Origin of the sequence: Streptomyces sp. NPDC005181 (assembly GCF_040608395.1) — a bacterium.
Taxonomy (GTDB): Bacteria; Actinomycetota; Actinomycetes; order Streptomycetales; family Streptomycetaceae; genus Streptomyces.
This window is the reverse complement of record NZ_JBEXID010000116.1, coordinates 1-15,426: the sequence shown is the minus strand read 5'-3', so window position 1 is coordinate 15,426 and position 15,426 is coordinate 1. Positions and strand designations below refer to the sequence as shown.

The window sequence follows — 15,426 nt, the reverse complement described above, 5'->3', positions numbered from 1 at the left end:
CGGGGCCCTGCCGGGGCGGGTCCACGATCTGACTGCGGCCCGCACGCATCACATCGTGACCACCTGCGTCCGTCTCGGCATGCCCGCCCTGGCTGGCCTGGCCTACATCGGCGCCGGCGGCACCTGCGTCGTGCCGATCAGGCGACCGCCTGGCAAGGAGCTCACCATCGGGCAGAGGTCGCTGAACCGGGCGCACGCCCGGCTCAGGTACCCCGTCGAACGCGGTATGGCCACCCTCAAGCGCTGGCGCATCTTCCGCCATGCCCGCTGCAGCCCCAACCGCCTCACGTCAGTGGCCAAAGCCGTCCTCACCCTGGAGAGGCAACGCTGAAAAAGCTCAATGGCCGGCGACCTGGCCGTCACCAGCGGCAGCGAGTCGGCTCTCCAGACCCGTGATGATCGTGTCCAGCGCCAGGCGGAAGATGCGGTTCTCGTCATGGTCTGGGGGGGTGAGCCCGTCGTCGCCGACAATGGGGGGTTTGAGGTTCGACCACTGGTGGAGCGCGCCGTTGAGCTCGGCGGTGAGGACACCGGTGATGACGGCGCATACGAGAGCGGCGATCTGCGGGAGCTCGGAGTGCGGCACCCCAGCGGCGTCCAGGATCGCGGCGAGCGAAACCCAGAACGGGTCTTCGGGCTGGATGAAGTCCGCCTGGTGGCTGAACGAGTAGGCCATGAGCTTCGGGTGGCGGTGCGCCAGCGTCCGGAAATCCGTGGCGAGTAGGCGGATGCGCTCCTGCCAGGGAGCGTCCTCCAGTGTCACGGTGCGGAACTGGGTGCCGACCATTCTCGCCACGCCGCGCAGTACGGCGTCCTTGTTCGGCACGTGGTGGTACAGCGACATCGGGTTCGCATCAAGCGCGGTCGCGAGTTTGCGCATGGTGAGCGCATCGACCCCGTCCGCGTCGATGAGCCGCACGGCGGCGGCATAGATCCCGGCCTCGGTCAGAGGCACCTCTCTCTTCCTGGTTCCCCGCGGGGGATGCCTCGCCTTTTCCATACCCCGTACGGTACCAGTTTCGTACAGCGTATGTGTACACGCGGCGGCATGGTGGTCGCCCTCACGGGGCTGGCTGCAGTCGACTTTCCATACGTTGTATGGTACTACTTCCATACGGCGTATGTTTCTGTGATGCACCGCGGCATCGACCGGCGCCCTTGCCCATCCCTCCCTGCCTTAAGGAGCAAGCCATGACCACACAGTCCAAGAACGACCTGCGACCCATCCGGTCTCCGCGCGGGGTCCCCTTCCTCGGCCACACGCCGCAGATCCCCAGCACCAACCCAGTGGAGTACTTCGGCGAGCTGTCCAAGCGGTTCCCCGAGGGCCTCTACGGCATGGAGATCGCCGGCATCGAGCAGGTCTTCGTCTGGGACCCGGACCTGGTGGCCGAGGTCTGCGACGAGACACGGTTCTACAAGCAGATCGAGAAGACGCCGCTGAACCATGTCCGGGACTTCACGGGTGCGGGCCTGTTCACGGCCCATCAGTACGAGGAGGAGTGGGGCATGGCGCACCGGATCCTCCTGCCGGCCTTCAGCCAGCGGGCGATGAAGGGCTACTACGGGCAGATGCTGGAGATCGCGCAGAACCTGGCGGGCAAGTGGGAGCGCAAGGAGGGCCAGCCGGTCAACATCACCGACGACTACACCCGGCTGACCCTGGACACCATCGCTCTGTCGGGGTTCGGTTACCGGTTCGACTCCTTCGCGAAGGAGGATCTGCACCCCTTCCTCAACGCGCTGCTGGAGGCGCTGGTTGAGTCGCTGCGGCGCTCGCAGGAGCTGCCGATGATGACCAAACTCCGCAAGGGCGATGACAAGAAGTACCGCGAGAACATCCAGCAGATGCGGGACCTTGTCGAGAGTGTGATCAAGGAGCGCCGTGAGGGGAAGGTCACGGGTGAGGAGGACCTGCTGGGTCTGATGCTGGAGGCCACCGACCCGGAGACCGGCAAGGGGCTGGACGACGACAACGTCCGTGACCAGGTGGTGACGTTCCTGATCGCCGGTCACGAGACCACCAGTGGTCTGCTGTCGTTCGCCACGTACTCGCTGATGCGCAACCCGCACGTCCTGGCCCAGGCCTACGCCGAGGTGGACCGGCTGCTGCCGGGCGACACGGTCCCGGACTACGACACGATCATGCAGATGGACGTGATCCCGCGGATCCTGGAGGAGACCCTGCGCCTGTGGGCTCCCATCCCGCTGATCGGCAAGTCCCCGCTGGAGGACACCGTCATCGGCGGCTGCTACGAGCTGAAGAAGGGAGCGCGGGTCAACATCCTCGAGGGCCCGCTGCACACCCACCCCAAGGCGTGGGACCGGCCGGAGGAGTTCGACATCGACCGGTGGCTGCCGGAGAACCGGGTCAACCACCACCCGCACGCCTACAAGCCGTTCGGCAACGGCGTGCGTGCCTGCATCGGCCGGCAGTTCGCGCTCACCGAGGCCCGCCTGGCTCTGGCGCTGGTGCTGCAGAAGTTCAAGTTCTCCGACATGGCCGACTACAAGATGGACGTGCGGGAGGCGCTGACGCGCAAGCCCGGCAACTTCGAGCTGGTTGTGCGGTCCCGTCAGGAGCACGAGCGCACCGTCTTCGGCGCCGCGGACCTGCAGACCGACGACACGCAGGCGCAGGCCGCGGTCAGCGGTGTCGGGGTGGACCTGACCGTCGCCTACGGTTCCAGCCTTGGCTCGTGCGAGGACCTGGCGCGCACCATCGCCGACCGCGGCGAGCGCTCCGGATTCGGCACCTCTTTGGTCGGCCTGGACGAGCTGGGCGACAACCTGCCCACCGAGGGCCTGCTCGTCGTCGTGGCCTCCAGCTACAACGGCAAGGCCCCGGACAACGCGCAGCGTTTCGACGAGCTGCTCGCCGCCGGACTCCCGGAGGGCTCGCTGTCCAACGTGCAGTTCGCGCTGCTGGGTGCCGGCAACACCCAGTGGGTGGCCACCTACCAGGGCTTCCCCAAGCGGATCGAGGAAGGCTTGCTGGCCGCCGGCGCCACCCCCATCATCGAGCGCGGCATCGCGGATGCCGCCGGTGACTTCGACGGCATGGCCACACGCTGGATGGACACCCTGTGGACCACCCTGGCCGAGGAGTACGCGGCCGACACCTCCCAGGCCAGCGGCCCGCGCTACCAGGTGCAGCTGCTGACCGAGGCCGACGTGCGCCCCGCGATCGTCTCCGAGCAGGCCTACTCGCTGACCGTCGTCGCCAACGAGGAACTCGTCAGCGACGCGACCGGGCTGTGGGACTTCAGTATCGAGCCGCCGCGCCCGGCCGCGAAGTCCATCACCATCGAACTGCCGGAAGGCGTCACCTACGACACCGGCAACCACCTGGCCGTCTTCGCCAAGAACGAGCAGCAGCTCGTCGACCGCGCGCTCGTCCGCCTGGACGTGGAGCGTGACCAGGTACTGCGCCTGGACATGCCCGCGGGGGGCCGGACCCACCTGCCGGTGGGCACGGCTGTCACCGCAGGCCTGCTGCTCACCGAGTTCGTGGAGCTGCAGGACGTGGCCACCCGTTCCCAGATCCAGACCCTGGCTGAGCACACCCAGTGCCCGTGGACCCGGCCGCAGCTGCAGGCCTACACGGCTGACACCGAGGAGGCCGAGGAGCGGTACCAGCGCGAGATCCTGGGCAAGCGGGTCTCGGTGCTGGGCCTGCTGGAGCGCTTCCCCGCGGTCGAGCTACCGCTGGCGGTCTTCCTGGAGATGATGGGCCCGATCCGTCCCCGCTTCTACTCCATCTCCTCCGCCCCGCTGGCCAACCCGCGCCAAGTGCGGCTGACCGTCGGCCTGCTGGAAGGCCCGGCCCTGTCCGGCGACGGCCAGTACCGCGGCACCTGCTCCTCCTACATCGCAGGCCTCAAGCCCGGAGACGTCTTCTACGGCTACGTGCGCGTGCCCTCCCCGACCTTCGCCCCGCCGGCCGACCCCGCCACGCCGCTGATCCTCATCGGCCCCGGCACCGGCATCGCGCCGCTGCGCGGCTTCCTGGAGGAGCGTGCCCACCAGCACGCGAACGGCACCCAGGTGGGCCTGTCCCAGGTCTTCGTCGGCTGCCGCCACCCGGAGCACGACTACTTCTACCAGCAGGAGATGCAGACCTGGGAGCAGGCCGGGATCGCCCAGGTGCACACCGCCTACTCCGCGGTGACCGGCCACCCGGCCCGGTTCGTGCAGAACGCCATCGCCAACGCCGCCGACACCGTGTGGCAGGCCATCCAGGACGGCGCGTACCTCTACGTCTGCGGTGACGGCCGCCGCATGGCACCCGCGGTGCGCGAGGCGCTCTCCGCGATCTACCGCGAGCGGACCGGCAGCGACGACGAGGCCGCCCAGCAGTGGCTCGCCCAGCTCGAAGCCGACGAGCGCTACCAGCAGGACGTCTTCGCCTGATCCCCCGAACTCCGGGAGGCGTGCGGCGGACCTGTCGCCCCGCGCGCCTCCCGGCCACCACTCACCCCGAGTCACCACACGGCACCCATCGGCCCTACCTGCCAGGATGCCGCTCTCAGAAAGCAGATCCTCATGGACACCATGCTCGCCGGACGCTTCCACCTGGACAGCAAGAAGTTCGCCGTGGAGGAGGTCCCCGTCCCCGTTCCGGGCCCGGGTGAAATCCTGATCGAGGTGAAGGCCGCAGGCGTCTGCCTGTCGGACGTCCACCTGCTCGACGGCTCCCTCGTCCCGCTGTTCGCCACCTCCGACACGGTCACGGTCGGCCACGAGGTCGCCGGTGTGATCCACACCCTCGGCCCCGACCTCAAGCGCGGCCTGACCGTCGGCACCCGCGTCACCCTGGAGGCCGGCAAGACCTGCGGCCAGTGCGCCGGCTGCGTGCGCAGCCGCCCCTGCACCCAGATGCGCACCGCCGGCATCGACTACGACGGCGGCTGGGCCCAGTACACCGTCGCCCGCGAGGACACCCTCATCCCCATCCCCGACAACCTCCCCTTCGACCAGGCCGCGATCATCCCCGACGCGGTCTCCACCCCCTACGCCGCCATCGTCACCACCGCGGGCGTACGCCCCGCCCAGTCCGTCGGCGTCTGGGGCGTGGGCGGAGTTGGCGCGCACAACGTACGCCTCGCCCGCCTGGTCGGCGCCGCGCCGATCATCGCCGTCGACCCGCTGCCCAGCGCCCGCGAACGTGCCCTGGCCTTCGGCGCGGACTTCGCCCTCGACCCGGCCGCCGACGACTTCGCCGACCAGGTCCGCGCGGCCACCGCCGGACGAGGCCTCGACTTCGCCTTCGACTGCGCCGGCGTGCCCGCCGTCCGCGAGCAGGCCGCCGCCGCACTCGGCCTGGGTGGCTCCCTCATCCTGGTTGGCATCAGCCCCAGGCCCCTCACCATCACCGAGGGCCTGACCTTCAACTACCTGGGCAAGCAGGTGCGTGGCCACTACGGCGGCAGCCCCGAGTCCGTCACCGAGCTGGTGAGGCTGGCCGAGGTCGGCCGTCTCGACCTGGCCCCCTCCATCACCGACCACATCCCGCTCGCCGAGGCCGCCGACGCAGTCAACCGGCTGGAGAACAAGATCGGCGACCCGATCCGCCTCATCCTCGTCCCCTGATAACTGAACAGAAAGTTCATCAAGACCACTCGGGCAGGGGTGAGTGGGCGCCGGTGCTTGAGGGGGCACCGGCGCCCACGGCTTCCCGGTATCCGGGTCTGGCGCATACCGACTCCGGGGCAGGTGAAGTCGGGCAACGCGAGCAGCCTCTGGGCGGGCCGCACCGATGTACGGGCTGCCGCGGGAGGAACGGAACGCGAGGTCTCCCGGTGAGCGCCACGCCGAAGTGGAGAATCAGGTGACTCCTTCCGCTGCGGACTGCGGAACCGCTGCTGGCGACTCGTACCTGGGTGCCAGAACCGGCTCCTCTGAAGCAGAACGGGGCACGCGAGTAGGACAAGGTCATGTGGAACGACTAGACCTTCGGGATCCCGATGTGGGCGAGGATCTTCCCTTCATCTCCCCAGTCGACCTGGGCCTGTGACCCGGGGACGACCTCGAACCTGCGGTGCAGGCCAGCCAGTTAACCGGGACTGATGCCCAGTTCCTCAGCGATGGGGGGCCGGGCCTCGTGCGATCAGTGGCGCGACCTCATCCACCAGCCGCCGAGGGCCAGGTCCGCGCGCGGCCCCACGGGCGGGGCGACCGGGGCGGACTGCCCACCGACAACCCTCAGCACATCAAGAACGGGGCACGTTCATCCCTACGTGACTGGGCGCGTTCACGTTACGCGGACAGGTGCTGCATCCTCAGCCAGTCGAAGCCCCCGAGAAGCCTCGCGAACGTCTGGGCGTGCCGGGGGAGATGGTGCTCATACGACCCCAGGAATACCCTCTACGTCCAGTGCTGCCATGTCCGAGAAGAGCTCCGGCGTGCCCGGGGCGCACTCCGCCCAGACCGTCTTGCCGCGGCGGGCATGGCGCGTTCCCCAGTGCTCGGCGAGTTGGGCGACGAGGAACAGACCTCGCCCGCCCTCGTCGAAGACACGGGCCCGGCGCAGGTGCGGAGTCGTGCTCCCGGCATCCGCGACCTCGCACATGAGGGTGCGATCGTGGATGAGACGCAGTTGGATGGGAGGCCGGCTGTAACGGATGGCGTTGGTGACCAGTTCGCTGACGACCAGTTCGGTGGTGAAGTCGAGTTCCTCCAGTCCCCAGGTGGTCAGCTGCTCGGAGACGCTCGCTCTGACCCGGGCGACCTCGGCCGGGTCGGCATCCACGTCCCAGGTGGCGACCTGACTGTCCCCGAGGGTGTGGGTGCGGGCCAGGAGGAGTGCCACGTCGTCGTGCGGTCGGTCTGCGGGCAGCAGCGCTTCGAGGACGGTGTCGCAGGTCGCTTCCAGGGAGGTGGAGGACTGCGCGAGGGCTCGGCGCAGTCGGGTGAGGCCCGCCTCGACGTCGTGGTCGAGGGCCTCGATCAGGCCATCGGTGTACAGGGCGATGAGGCTGCCCTCGGGCAGGTCGATCTCCGCCGACTCGAATGGCAGGCCGCCCAGGCCGAGTGGCGGGCCGGCGGGCAGCTCGAGGATGTCGGCGGTTCCGTCCCGGGGCATCACGGTGGGCAGCACGTGGCCCGCGCGGGCGAGGGTGCAGCAGCCGGCGACGGGGTCATACACGGCGTACAGGCAGGTGGCCCCGATGTCCCCCGCGGATTCGGTGTCCGTTTGGGCAGAGACTTCGGAAGAGACCTCGGCGGACAGGCGGATGACGACGTCGTCCAGGTGGGTGAGGAGTTCGTCGGGCGGCAGGTCGATGTCGGCGAGGGTGCGCACGGCGGTCCGCAGACAGCCCATGGTGGCGGCGGCGTGGATGCCGTGGCCGACCACGTCGCCCACCACGAGTGCGACCCGGGCACCGGACAGCTGGATGACGTCGTACCAGTCGCCGCCCACGCCGAGCACGGCGGCGGCAGGCAGGTAGCGGCAGGCGACCTCCACGGCGGACTGCTCGGGTGTACTGCGCGGGAGCAGACTGCGCTGGAGGGCGAGGGCGGTGGCGCGCGCGTGCGTGTATCGGCGGGCGTTGTCGATGGCCACCGCCGCCCTGGCTGCGATCTCCTGGGCGAGGAGCAGGTCCTCGTCCCCGTACGCGTCGGGCTTGTGGTGACGGAAGAACTGAGCGACACCCAGCGTGGTGCCACGGGCGCACAGTGGTACCAGCAGCATTGATGCGGACGGGCCGAGGTGGTGCCGTGAGGGCTGGCCGGTGACCAGGGCGCGAGCCGGTGGGGATCCGTCCGGATACCTGTGGAGCAGCTGCGGCGGAATCGACGATTCCCCGTAGATCGCTTCCAGGCTGGTCGTCTCGGGGTAACCGTCCATCACCGACCGCTGGGCGACCCGGCGGACCACGAGTGTGCCCTTCGCAGGAGGCTCCTCTCCGGAAGACGTGTCGAGGAGGTCGACGGTGACGGCGTCGGCGAGGTGATCGGTGGCCAGGTCCGCCAACTCCTGGGCGGTGCGGGCGATGTCAAGGGTCGTTCCGACGCGGACGCTCGCCTCGTTCACCACTGACAGTCGCCACTGCACCTGGCGATCCCGCTCTTCCTGGAAGGCCAGGACGCCCGTCTCCGATGTGTGGTCCATGTACTCGGTCGACAGTGCGATCAGCTTGCGTGTCGCCGCGTTGATCGGCTCTGCATCGCTGGTGAGCCGGGGCAGCTCTTCGAGCAGCCGGTCGAGGAAATGGCCCTGCGCGAGCCGGAAGGCGCGCAGCATCGCTGTGACCGGCTTCCCGCGCTGAGCCAGCCTACGCGCGCGCTCTGCGTCGGCGGCCGGCGGATCGATGTGCCTTGGCTCGATGTCGTGTTCGATGCCGAAAAGCATGGCGATGACGTGCTCGGCGACGTTCTCCCGCGTCATCTGTGCGATGTCAGGTTCGTCCCACAGCTCGGGGACCTCGCGCCGCAGGCATTGCTCTACGTCGTGGATCACCTCGTCCGCTCGCGGGCTGAGTTCATGCGCGGCACGGGACAGGAGACTGTCCGCGGTGAAGTCCACACTGACGACGTTACGCCGTCCTGGTGGACCGCGAAGCCTCAGCTGGCCGCATCTGGCTGCGCGGTGTCCGGGAGGAGCCCGGTCTCAAGGGCTGGTCGGGGCCGAGGCCGAGGGTCGGCGCGGCCGCCGGCGGACGGGGTGGCGCCCACGGCTTTCCGGCGTCCACGGGGCCCGGCGCAGCCGGTGCTCCGGGTCAACTGAGGTCGGGCAGCGGCCGCCGGGTCACCTGGTGGGCCTCGTCCGGCGGGACGCCGAGCATGCGCAGGACCATCTCGGCCAGGTCCGAGGCGGCCTCGTCGCCGTCGAGGTCGGGGCGGGCCAGCCGCAGCGCCACGAGGGACAGCAGGGTCCCGCCGAGGGCGGACAGGGCGGTGGTCGGGTTGGTGCAGGTGAAGCGGCCCGAGGCGATGCCGGTCTCCAGGTCGCGCAGGGCTCGAGGGGCGAGGCCGCGATCGGTGTGGATCTGGGCCAGACCGCGGTCACGCAGGATCCGCATGAGTTCAGGGTGGGAGTCGGCCATCTGGGCGGTGAGCCGGAAGCCTGCGGCGACGAGCTCGGCCGGGTCGTCGATTCCTTGTACGCGCTCGTCGATGACCTGCCCGAACTCGTCCAGGGCGTCTGTCACCGCGGCGTCGAACAGCTCCGTCTTGGACTCGAAGTGGTTGTAGAAGGAGCCGAAACCGACGTCCGCGCGCTCGGCGATGGCCTGGATGCTGGCGCTGGTGTCCCCGGTCTCCGCGAGGATCTGCCGGGCCGCACGGACGAGCGCCTGACGGGTCTCGGCACGGCGCCGCTCGAAGCGGTTCTTGGGCGGGGCTGACGTCGGCATACGGCGAGTGTAACAACCGTCGCGATGAGTCTGCCATTAGTGATGAGATCATCAATTATTTGGGTCCACCCTATTGACGACGGGTAACGGCAAAGTTGATGATTTCCTCATTACAGCAGTGTTGCTTGGAGGACACCATGTCCCACACCCCCGTTAACAGGGCCGCTCCCCAGACGCCCCACCAAGACCTCCACAGTGAGCAGGGCGCCTTGCGCGGTGAGCATCCGGGACGGTCCCGGAATCCCGTGATCAAGGCGGCCGACCTGGCCTGGCTGGAGTTCGAGAAGCCCGACCTGGACCAGGCCGAGGTCTTCGCCCGTGACTTCGGCTTCGCGATCGCGGCCCGCACCGAGGGCGAGCTGTGGCTGCGCGGCACCTTCGCGGGCTCGCCGTGCATGGTGATCCGCAAGGGGCGTACGTCCCGCTTCATCGGACCGGCGTTCCGCGCGGCCGAGCGGGCCGACCTCGACCGGCTGGCCCGCGCCACCGGCGGTACCGTCCGGGACATCGGCGTACCGGGCGGTGGGCAGTCGGTCGCCCTGCTCGATCCCTCGGGCCTGCCGGTCCGGGTCGTGCACGGCACCGAGCAGCTGTCCGAGCTGCCCGAGCAGGAGCCGCTGATCCTCAACTTCGGTACCGATCACCGTCGCACGAACGCAACCCAGCGTCCGCCCCGTGAGCCGTCCCGTATCCAGCGGCTGGGCCATGTGGTGCTGGAGACAAGAGTGTTCGCCCGCACCCTGGACTGGTACCTGGACACCCTCGGGATGATCGTGTCCGACTTCCTGTTCCTGGACGGGCAGCGCGAGCGCGGGCCGACGATGGCGTTCGTCCGGTGCGACCAGGGGAGCGTGGCCGTCGATCACCACACGCTGGCGCTGCACCTGGGGCCCGGAACCGGCTACGTCCACTCTGCCTACCAGGTCACCGACCTCGACGCGATCGGCGCCGGCGGGGAGTACCTGACCGAGCGCGGTTACCAGCGCAGCTGGGGCATCGGCCGGCACATCCAGGGCAGCCAGCTGTTCGACTACTGGCGCGACCCCGACCACTTCATGCTGGAGCACTTCGCCGACGGCGACCTGTTCTCATGCGACCTGGAGCCCGGCTGGGCCCCGATGTCGGCGAGCGGCCTGGCCCAGTGGGGGCCGCCGGTCACCCGCGACTTCCTGGGCGCCACCCCGTCCCCCGCCAAGCTGCGCAAGGTCATCACGGCCCTGCGTGGCGACAACGAACTCGATCCCGCACGCCTGCTGGGCCTGATGAAAGCGATGAGCTCATGAGCACCAATGTTCTGCGCACCACCGACGGCTGGTGGGTCGTCGGGGACGAGCGCGCCGTCCGCGTCGAGACCAAGGCGGCCACCACCGCCGAGCTGCTCGCCGACCGGGACGCGGTCCGCGAGGCCGCCGCCTCCGCCGAGAGCGGCACGCCCGTCGCCGACCTGGTGGCGCTGCCGCCGGTCACCACCCCCTGCCGGGTGGTCGCCCAGATGGTCAACTACCGCAGCCACGCCAAGGATTCGGGCTTCACCGGTGAGATCCCGCCCACCTTCTTCCGCAAGGCGTCCGGCTCGGTCAGCGGCCCCCATGACACGATCATCCGTCCCGCGCACGTCAAGTTCCTCGACTACGAGGTGGAACTCGGCCTCGTCATGGGCGCGACCCTGCCCGTGGGCACCGTCGTCGAGGAGCAGGACCTGCCGCGCTACGTCGCCGGCCTTGTCCTGACCAACGACGTCAGCGCCCGCGACGTCCAGTTGACCAAGACCCAGTTCTACGAGAGCAAGTCCTATCCGACCTTCACGCCGACGGGGCCGTACCTGGCCCTGCTGGAGCCCGAGGACTTCGCGCATCTGCTGAACCTGCGGCTGCGGCTGTCGGTCAACGGCGTGTCGCGCCAGGACCGCACGCTGGCCGACATGATCGTACGGCCCGCAGTGGCGCTCACCCTGCTCGCCCGCTTCCAGACCCTCGACCCGGGCGACCTGCTGCTGACCGGCACTCCCGGCGGCACGGCCCTGAAGGCCCCGCCCAAGGCGGCCGAGAAGATCGGTGCGCTGCTGCCGCCCGCACTGAAGTGGAAGGCGTTCTTCAAGGGCCAGGCCAAGAACCCCAAGTACCTGCACAGCGGTGACCTCATCACCGCCACGATCGCCACCCCGGACGGGCGGATCGACCTCGGCGAGCAGCGGACCCCCGTTACGGACGCATCATGAAGGCCGCATCCCGGAGACCGGTGGTGATCATCGGTGCGGGACCCGTGGGGGTCATGGCCGGCCTGCTGCTCGCCCGGCACGGAGTGCGCAGCTTGATCCTTGAACGTCACGGGGACATCTACCCCCTGCCGCGCGCCGTCGTCGTGGACGACGAGATCCGCCGGATCCTGCAGAGCGTCGGTGTCCACGAGGAATTCGCCGCCCTCGCCCGCCCGGCGCCCGGGCTGCGGCTGCTGGACGCCCGGCGCCGCATGATCACCGAATTCCCGCGGTCCATGCACGGACACCACGGCTTCCCGCAGACCAGCATGTTCAACCAGCCCGAGCTGGAACGCCTGCTGCGTGACGCCTTGGCGCGCCGCCCGGAGTGCGAGCTGTGGAGCGGGGTGGAGGCCGTGTCCGTCACCCAGGACGTGGACGGACCGAACGATCCGACGGGTCCGGTCCAGGTCACCTTCCGGCGCGACGGCAGCGATGAGGAGGAGCACCTGTGGGCCGATGCCGTCCTCGGCTGCGACGGTGCGGGCAGCCTCACCCGTGACGCCATCGGCACCCTCTGGGAGGATCTGCACTTCGAAGAGAGCTGGCGGGTCATCGACGTGCGCACCAGCCTCCCGGTGCGCACCTGGGAAGGCGCTGAGCAGATCTGCTCCCCCACCCGGCCGGCCACCTTCATGCGCGTCGGGGAGGACCGCTACCGCTGGGAGTTCCGGCTGGCCGACGATCAGCACCTGGACGGCCCGGACGGATGGGAGCGCCTGCGCGAGCTGGTCGCCCCCTGGGTGGACCTGCCGCCCGATGCCTCGTCGGGCGACGACTTCGAGGTGATCCGGCAGGCGCAATACACCTTCCGGGCCCGTCTCGCCGACCGGTGGCGCAGGGGGCGTGTCTTCCTGCTGGGCGACGCCGCCCACCTCACTCCGCCCTTCGTCGGGCAGGGTCTGTGCGCGGGCTTGCGCGACGCCCATAACCTCACCTGGAAGCTCGCCCGCGTCCTCCAACAGGGCGCACCCGCGGGGCTGCTGGACACCTACGAACGCGAGCGCAAGCCGCACGCCCGCCATGTGATCCGCGTGGCGGTCGCTGTCGGCTGGGCCATGACCGGCGGGCAGGACCGCGGTGCGGCGTTCCGCCGGGCCGTCGTGGGCACGGTCTGCCGCATCCCCGGTGTGACCGAGGCGGTGAGCCGTGACCTCAGCCCCGCCCTGACCGCCGGTCCACTCGTACGGCGCCGCCCCAGGCTGACCGGTCGCGTGCTGGCCGGCACCTTCTGCCCGCAGCCCTGGGTACGGCACGACGGCAGACGAGTGCGCCTCGATGACGTCCTCGGGGACTCCTTCGCTGTCCTGACCGCTGTGCCGCCCACGGCGCAGATGACGACCGTGGCCACGGCACTGGGCGCCCCGACAATCCACGTCGACGACCTGGGCGACGACGGCACCCTGGCCGCCTGGCTGGCACGCGGCCGGTCGGACGCTGTCCTGCTGCGCCCCGACCGAGTCGTGATGGACACCGTCCCGGCCCGCACCGGCGACTTCACCGACACCGCCGCCTGGGCTCCCCTGCTGCACACGGCCCGCCGTACCGCCGATGCCCGGCCCGCCCCCTGACGAGGAACACCACACCATGACGAGCCCGCACCTCGCGCCGTACCCGGAACCCTTCTTCACTCCCGACCCGCACGTGGCAGCCCGCAGCCGCATGGCGGACTTCGCCGCCGGATGGGCCGCCCGGCATAAGAGCGCCGACGGCGTTCCCGACCCCACCGACTACCAGGCCCTGCACCGCTGGTCCGTCACCGACCTGGAAGGGTTCTGGGAGGCGGTGTGGGAATACTTCGCCATCGACGCGGCGACTCCGTACGAGCGGGTGCTGGACGAGGAGACCATGCCCGGCGCCCGCTGGTTCCCCGGCGCCACCCTCAACTACGCCCACCACGCGCTGAGCAACCTGCAGCCGGACGCTCCCGCCATCACCGCGCTGGACGAGACCGGAGCCGGCTACGAGATCACGGGCCGGGAACTGCGCTCCCGGGTCGCCTCCGTCGCCGCCACCCTGCGCGACCTGGGCGTCGGACAGGGCGACCGGGTGGTGGGCTATCTGCCCAACACCCCCCACGCCGTCATCGCCTTCCTCGCCACCGCCAGCCTGGGCGCGGTGTGGTCGGTGTGCGGCCAGGATTACGCACCCAAGGCCGCCGCCGACCGCTTCGCCCAGCTCGAACCCACGGTGCTGATCACAGCGGACGGCTACCTCTTCAACGGCACCACACACGACCGCCGTGCCGCCTCGTTCGAACTGGCTACCGCCCTGCCGACGCTGAAGGCCACTGTGCTCGTGGAGCACGTGGGCCTCGCCTGGCCCGAGGGCGGGCACCCGGGGCTGACGGTGCCCTGGGAGGATGCGGCCACCCGCACCGAGGACCTCTTTTTTGCCTCGGTGCCGTTCGACCACCCTCTGTGGGTGGTGTTCTCCTCCGGCACCACCGGCCTGCCCAAGGGCATCGTCCACGGGCACGGCGGGGTCCTGCTCGAACACCTCAAGATGCTCGGCCTGCACACCGATCTGGGCACCGGGGACCGCCTGCTGTGGTACACCACCACCCACTGGATGATGTGGAACCTGGTCGTCTCCACCCTGCTGACCGGTGCCACCACCTGCACCTACGACGGCAGCCCGGCACCGCAGGGGCGTCCGGACGTCCTGTGGGAGCTGGCGGCCCGTCACAAGGTCACCGTCTTCGGCACCAGTCCTCAGTACCTGCTGGCCATGGCCAAGCTGGGCATCGAACCCTCCGTGCACGACCTGTCGGCCGTCCGCGTCATCGGCTGCACCGGCTCCGCTCTGCCCGCCTCCGCCTACCCCTGGGTCCGCGACCACGTGGGCGCAGGCGTCCAGCTGGCCTCCACCAGCGGCGGCACGGACATCGTCTCCGGCTTCGCCGGCAGTGCCGCCACGACCCCGGTCTGGGCGGGGCAGTTGTCCGCCCCCGGCCTGGGCGTGGCGCTGGCCGCCTACGACGCGACGGGCACCCCTGTCCTCGACCAGGTCGGCGAACTGGTCGTCACCCGTCCCATGCCGTCCATGCCGCTGTACTTCTGGAACGACCCCGACGGCAGCCGCTACCGCGACGCCTACTTCGGCGCCTACCCCGGTGTGTGGCGGCACGGCGACTGGATCACGCTCACCTCGCACGGCTCGGTGATCGTCCACGGCCGCTCCGATGCCACCCTCAACCGCAACGGCGTGCGCCTGGGCAGTGCCGACATCCACGACGTCGTCGAACGCCTCCCCGAGATCATCGAGGCCCTCGTCATCGGTGCGGAGGAACCCGACGGCGGCTACTGGATGCCGCTCTTCGTGGTCCTCGCCGACGGGGTCGGCCTGGACGACTCCCTGCGCGACCGGATCCGCGACGCGATCCGCGCCGGCGTCTCACCCCGGCACGTCCCCGACGAGATCATCGCTGTACCTGCTCTCCCGCACACGAAGACCGGCAAGAAGCTCGAGGTTCCTGTCAAGCGCCTGCTCCAGGGCGCCCCCGCCGAGCAGGTCCTGAACCCCTCGGCGGTCGACAACCCCGACCTGATCGCCTACTTCGCCCGCCTGGGCGCGGAGCGGAACAAGCGGTCAACACACCACACATGACGTCGGCCAGGGGACACAGGCCCATGTGACAGCACCGGGTCCGTGTGCCCCGCCCGGCTCCGCGAACCCCGTCCCCACCGCGTGGGGGGGGGGGGGGGGGGGGGGCGGGGGGGGGGCTGGGGGGGGGGGCGTCGGGGGGGGGGGGGGGGGCGCTGATGCTGCTGGGGGCGGCGGTGATGTCGGGGCGGCGGCGCATGGGTG

10 protein-coding genes and 1 pseudogene are annotated in these 15,426 nt (G+C 70.0%); 7 read left to right on the top strand and 4 right to left on the bottom strand.

From position 1 onward, the window contains the following. Positions 1-331: transposase family protein (locus ABZV38_RS35905; RefSeq protein WP_356332645.1), on the top strand; the 331-nt coding region annotated here is incomplete at its 5' end. 6 nt (positions 332-337) lie between these two features. Here ABZV38_RS35905 and ABZV38_RS35900 read toward each other — a convergent pair. Further along, positions 338-955 (bottom strand): TetR family transcriptional regulator, encoded by a 618-nt coding sequence (locus ABZV38_RS35900; protein ID WP_356332644.1) that lies wholly within the window; start codon positions 953-955, stop codon positions 338-340. Between the two features lie 236 nt (positions 956-1,191). Here ABZV38_RS35900 and ABZV38_RS35895 point away from each other — a divergent pair, with 236 nt between their 5' ends. Then, positions 1,192-4,413, top strand: a complete 3,222-nt coding sequence (locus ABZV38_RS35895; protein ID WP_356332643.1) for a cytochrome P450 — start codon at positions 1,192-1,194, stop codon at positions 4,411-4,413. 132 nt (positions 4,414-4,545) lie between these two features. After that, positions 4,546-5,592: a zinc-binding dehydrogenase gene (locus ABZV38_RS35890; protein ID WP_356332642.1), complete on the top strand. Its 1,047-nt coding sequence runs from the start codon at positions 4,546-4,548 to the stop codon at positions 5,590-5,592. Between the two features lie 358 nt (positions 5,593-5,950). On the opposite strand, the pseudogene ABZV38_RS35885 reads toward ABZV38_RS35890, so the two are convergent. The 3 genes and pseudogenes from ABZV38_RS35885 to ABZV38_RS35875 all read right to left on the bottom strand — a co-directional run. Next, positions 5,951-6,103, bottom strand: a pseudogene (locus ABZV38_RS35885) (IS21 family transposase); the annotation flags it as partial. Between the two features lie 240 nt (positions 6,104-6,343). Then, positions 6,344-8,530 (bottom strand): SpoIIE family protein phosphatase, encoded by a 2,187-nt coding sequence (locus tag ABZV38_RS35880; protein ID WP_356332641.1) that lies wholly within the window; start codon positions 8,528-8,530, stop codon positions 6,344-6,346. A gap of 193 nt (positions 8,531-8,723) precedes the next feature. Beyond that, complete coding sequence (locus tag ABZV38_RS35875) at positions 8,724-9,359, bottom strand: TetR/AcrR family transcriptional regulator (protein WP_356332639.1); 636 nt, start codon at positions 9,357-9,359, stop codon at positions 8,724-8,726. 137 nt (positions 9,360-9,496) lie between these two features. Between ABZV38_RS35875 and ABZV38_RS35870 the strand changes: the two genes are divergently transcribed. From ABZV38_RS35870 to ABZV38_RS35855, 4 genes are read left to right on the top strand one after another with little or no spacing between them, the layout of a single operon-like run. After that, entirely contained in the window at positions 9,497-10,642 is a 1,146-nt protein-coding gene (locus tag ABZV38_RS35870; RefSeq protein WP_356332638.1) for a VOC family protein, read from the top strand. Continuing rightward, entirely contained in the window at positions 10,639-11,577 is a 939-nt protein-coding gene (locus ABZV38_RS35865; protein WP_356332637.1) for a fumarylacetoacetate hydrolase family protein, read from the top strand. Before ABZV38_RS35870 ends, ABZV38_RS35865 begins: the two co-directional genes overlap by 4 nt. After that, a complete protein-coding gene (locus ABZV38_RS35860; protein WP_356332636.1) occupies positions 11,574-13,187 on the top strand; it encodes a bifunctional 3-(3-hydroxy-phenyl)propionate/3-hydroxycinnamic acid hydroxylase in 1,614 nt (537 codons plus the stop codon). The genes ABZV38_RS35865 and ABZV38_RS35860 overlap by 4 nt, the downstream gene beginning before the upstream one ends. A 16-nt stretch (positions 13,188-13,203) precedes the next feature. Beyond that, a complete protein-coding gene (locus ABZV38_RS35855) occupies positions 13,204-15,225 on the top strand; it encodes an acetoacetate--CoA ligase (RefSeq protein ID WP_356332634.1) in 2,022 nt (673 codons plus the stop codon). The last annotated feature ends 201 nt before the right edge of the window (positions 15,226-15,426 follow it).

Bases quoted from the DNA above. Each gene is read 5' to 3' on its own strand.
- ABZV38_RS35895 (WP_356332643.1), top strand. From the start codon at position 1,192: ATGACCACACAGTCCAAGAACGACCTGCGACCCATCCGGTCTCCGCGC.
- ABZV38_RS35890 (WP_356332642.1), top strand. From the start codon at position 4,546: ATGGACACCATGCTCGCCGGACGCTTCCACCTGGACAGCAAGAAGTTC.
- ABZV38_RS35875 (WP_356332639.1), bottom strand. From the start codon at position 9,359: ATGCCGACGTCAGCCCCGCCCAAGAACCGCTTCGAGCGGCGCCGTGCC.
- ABZV38_RS35870 (WP_356332638.1), top strand. From the start codon at position 9,497: ATGTCCCACACCCCCGTTAACAGGGCCGCTCCCCAGACGCCCCACCAA.
- ABZV38_RS35865 (WP_356332637.1), top strand. From the start codon at position 10,639: ATGAGCACCAATGTTCTGCGCACCACCGACGGCTGGTGGGTCGTCGGG.
- ABZV38_RS35860 (WP_356332636.1), top strand. From the start codon at position 11,574: ATGAAGGCCGCATCCCGGAGACCGGTGGTGATCATCGGTGCGGGACCC.
- ABZV38_RS35855 (WP_356332634.1), top strand. From the start codon at position 13,204: ATGACGAGCCCGCACCTCGCGCCGTACCCGGAACCCTTCTTCACTCCC.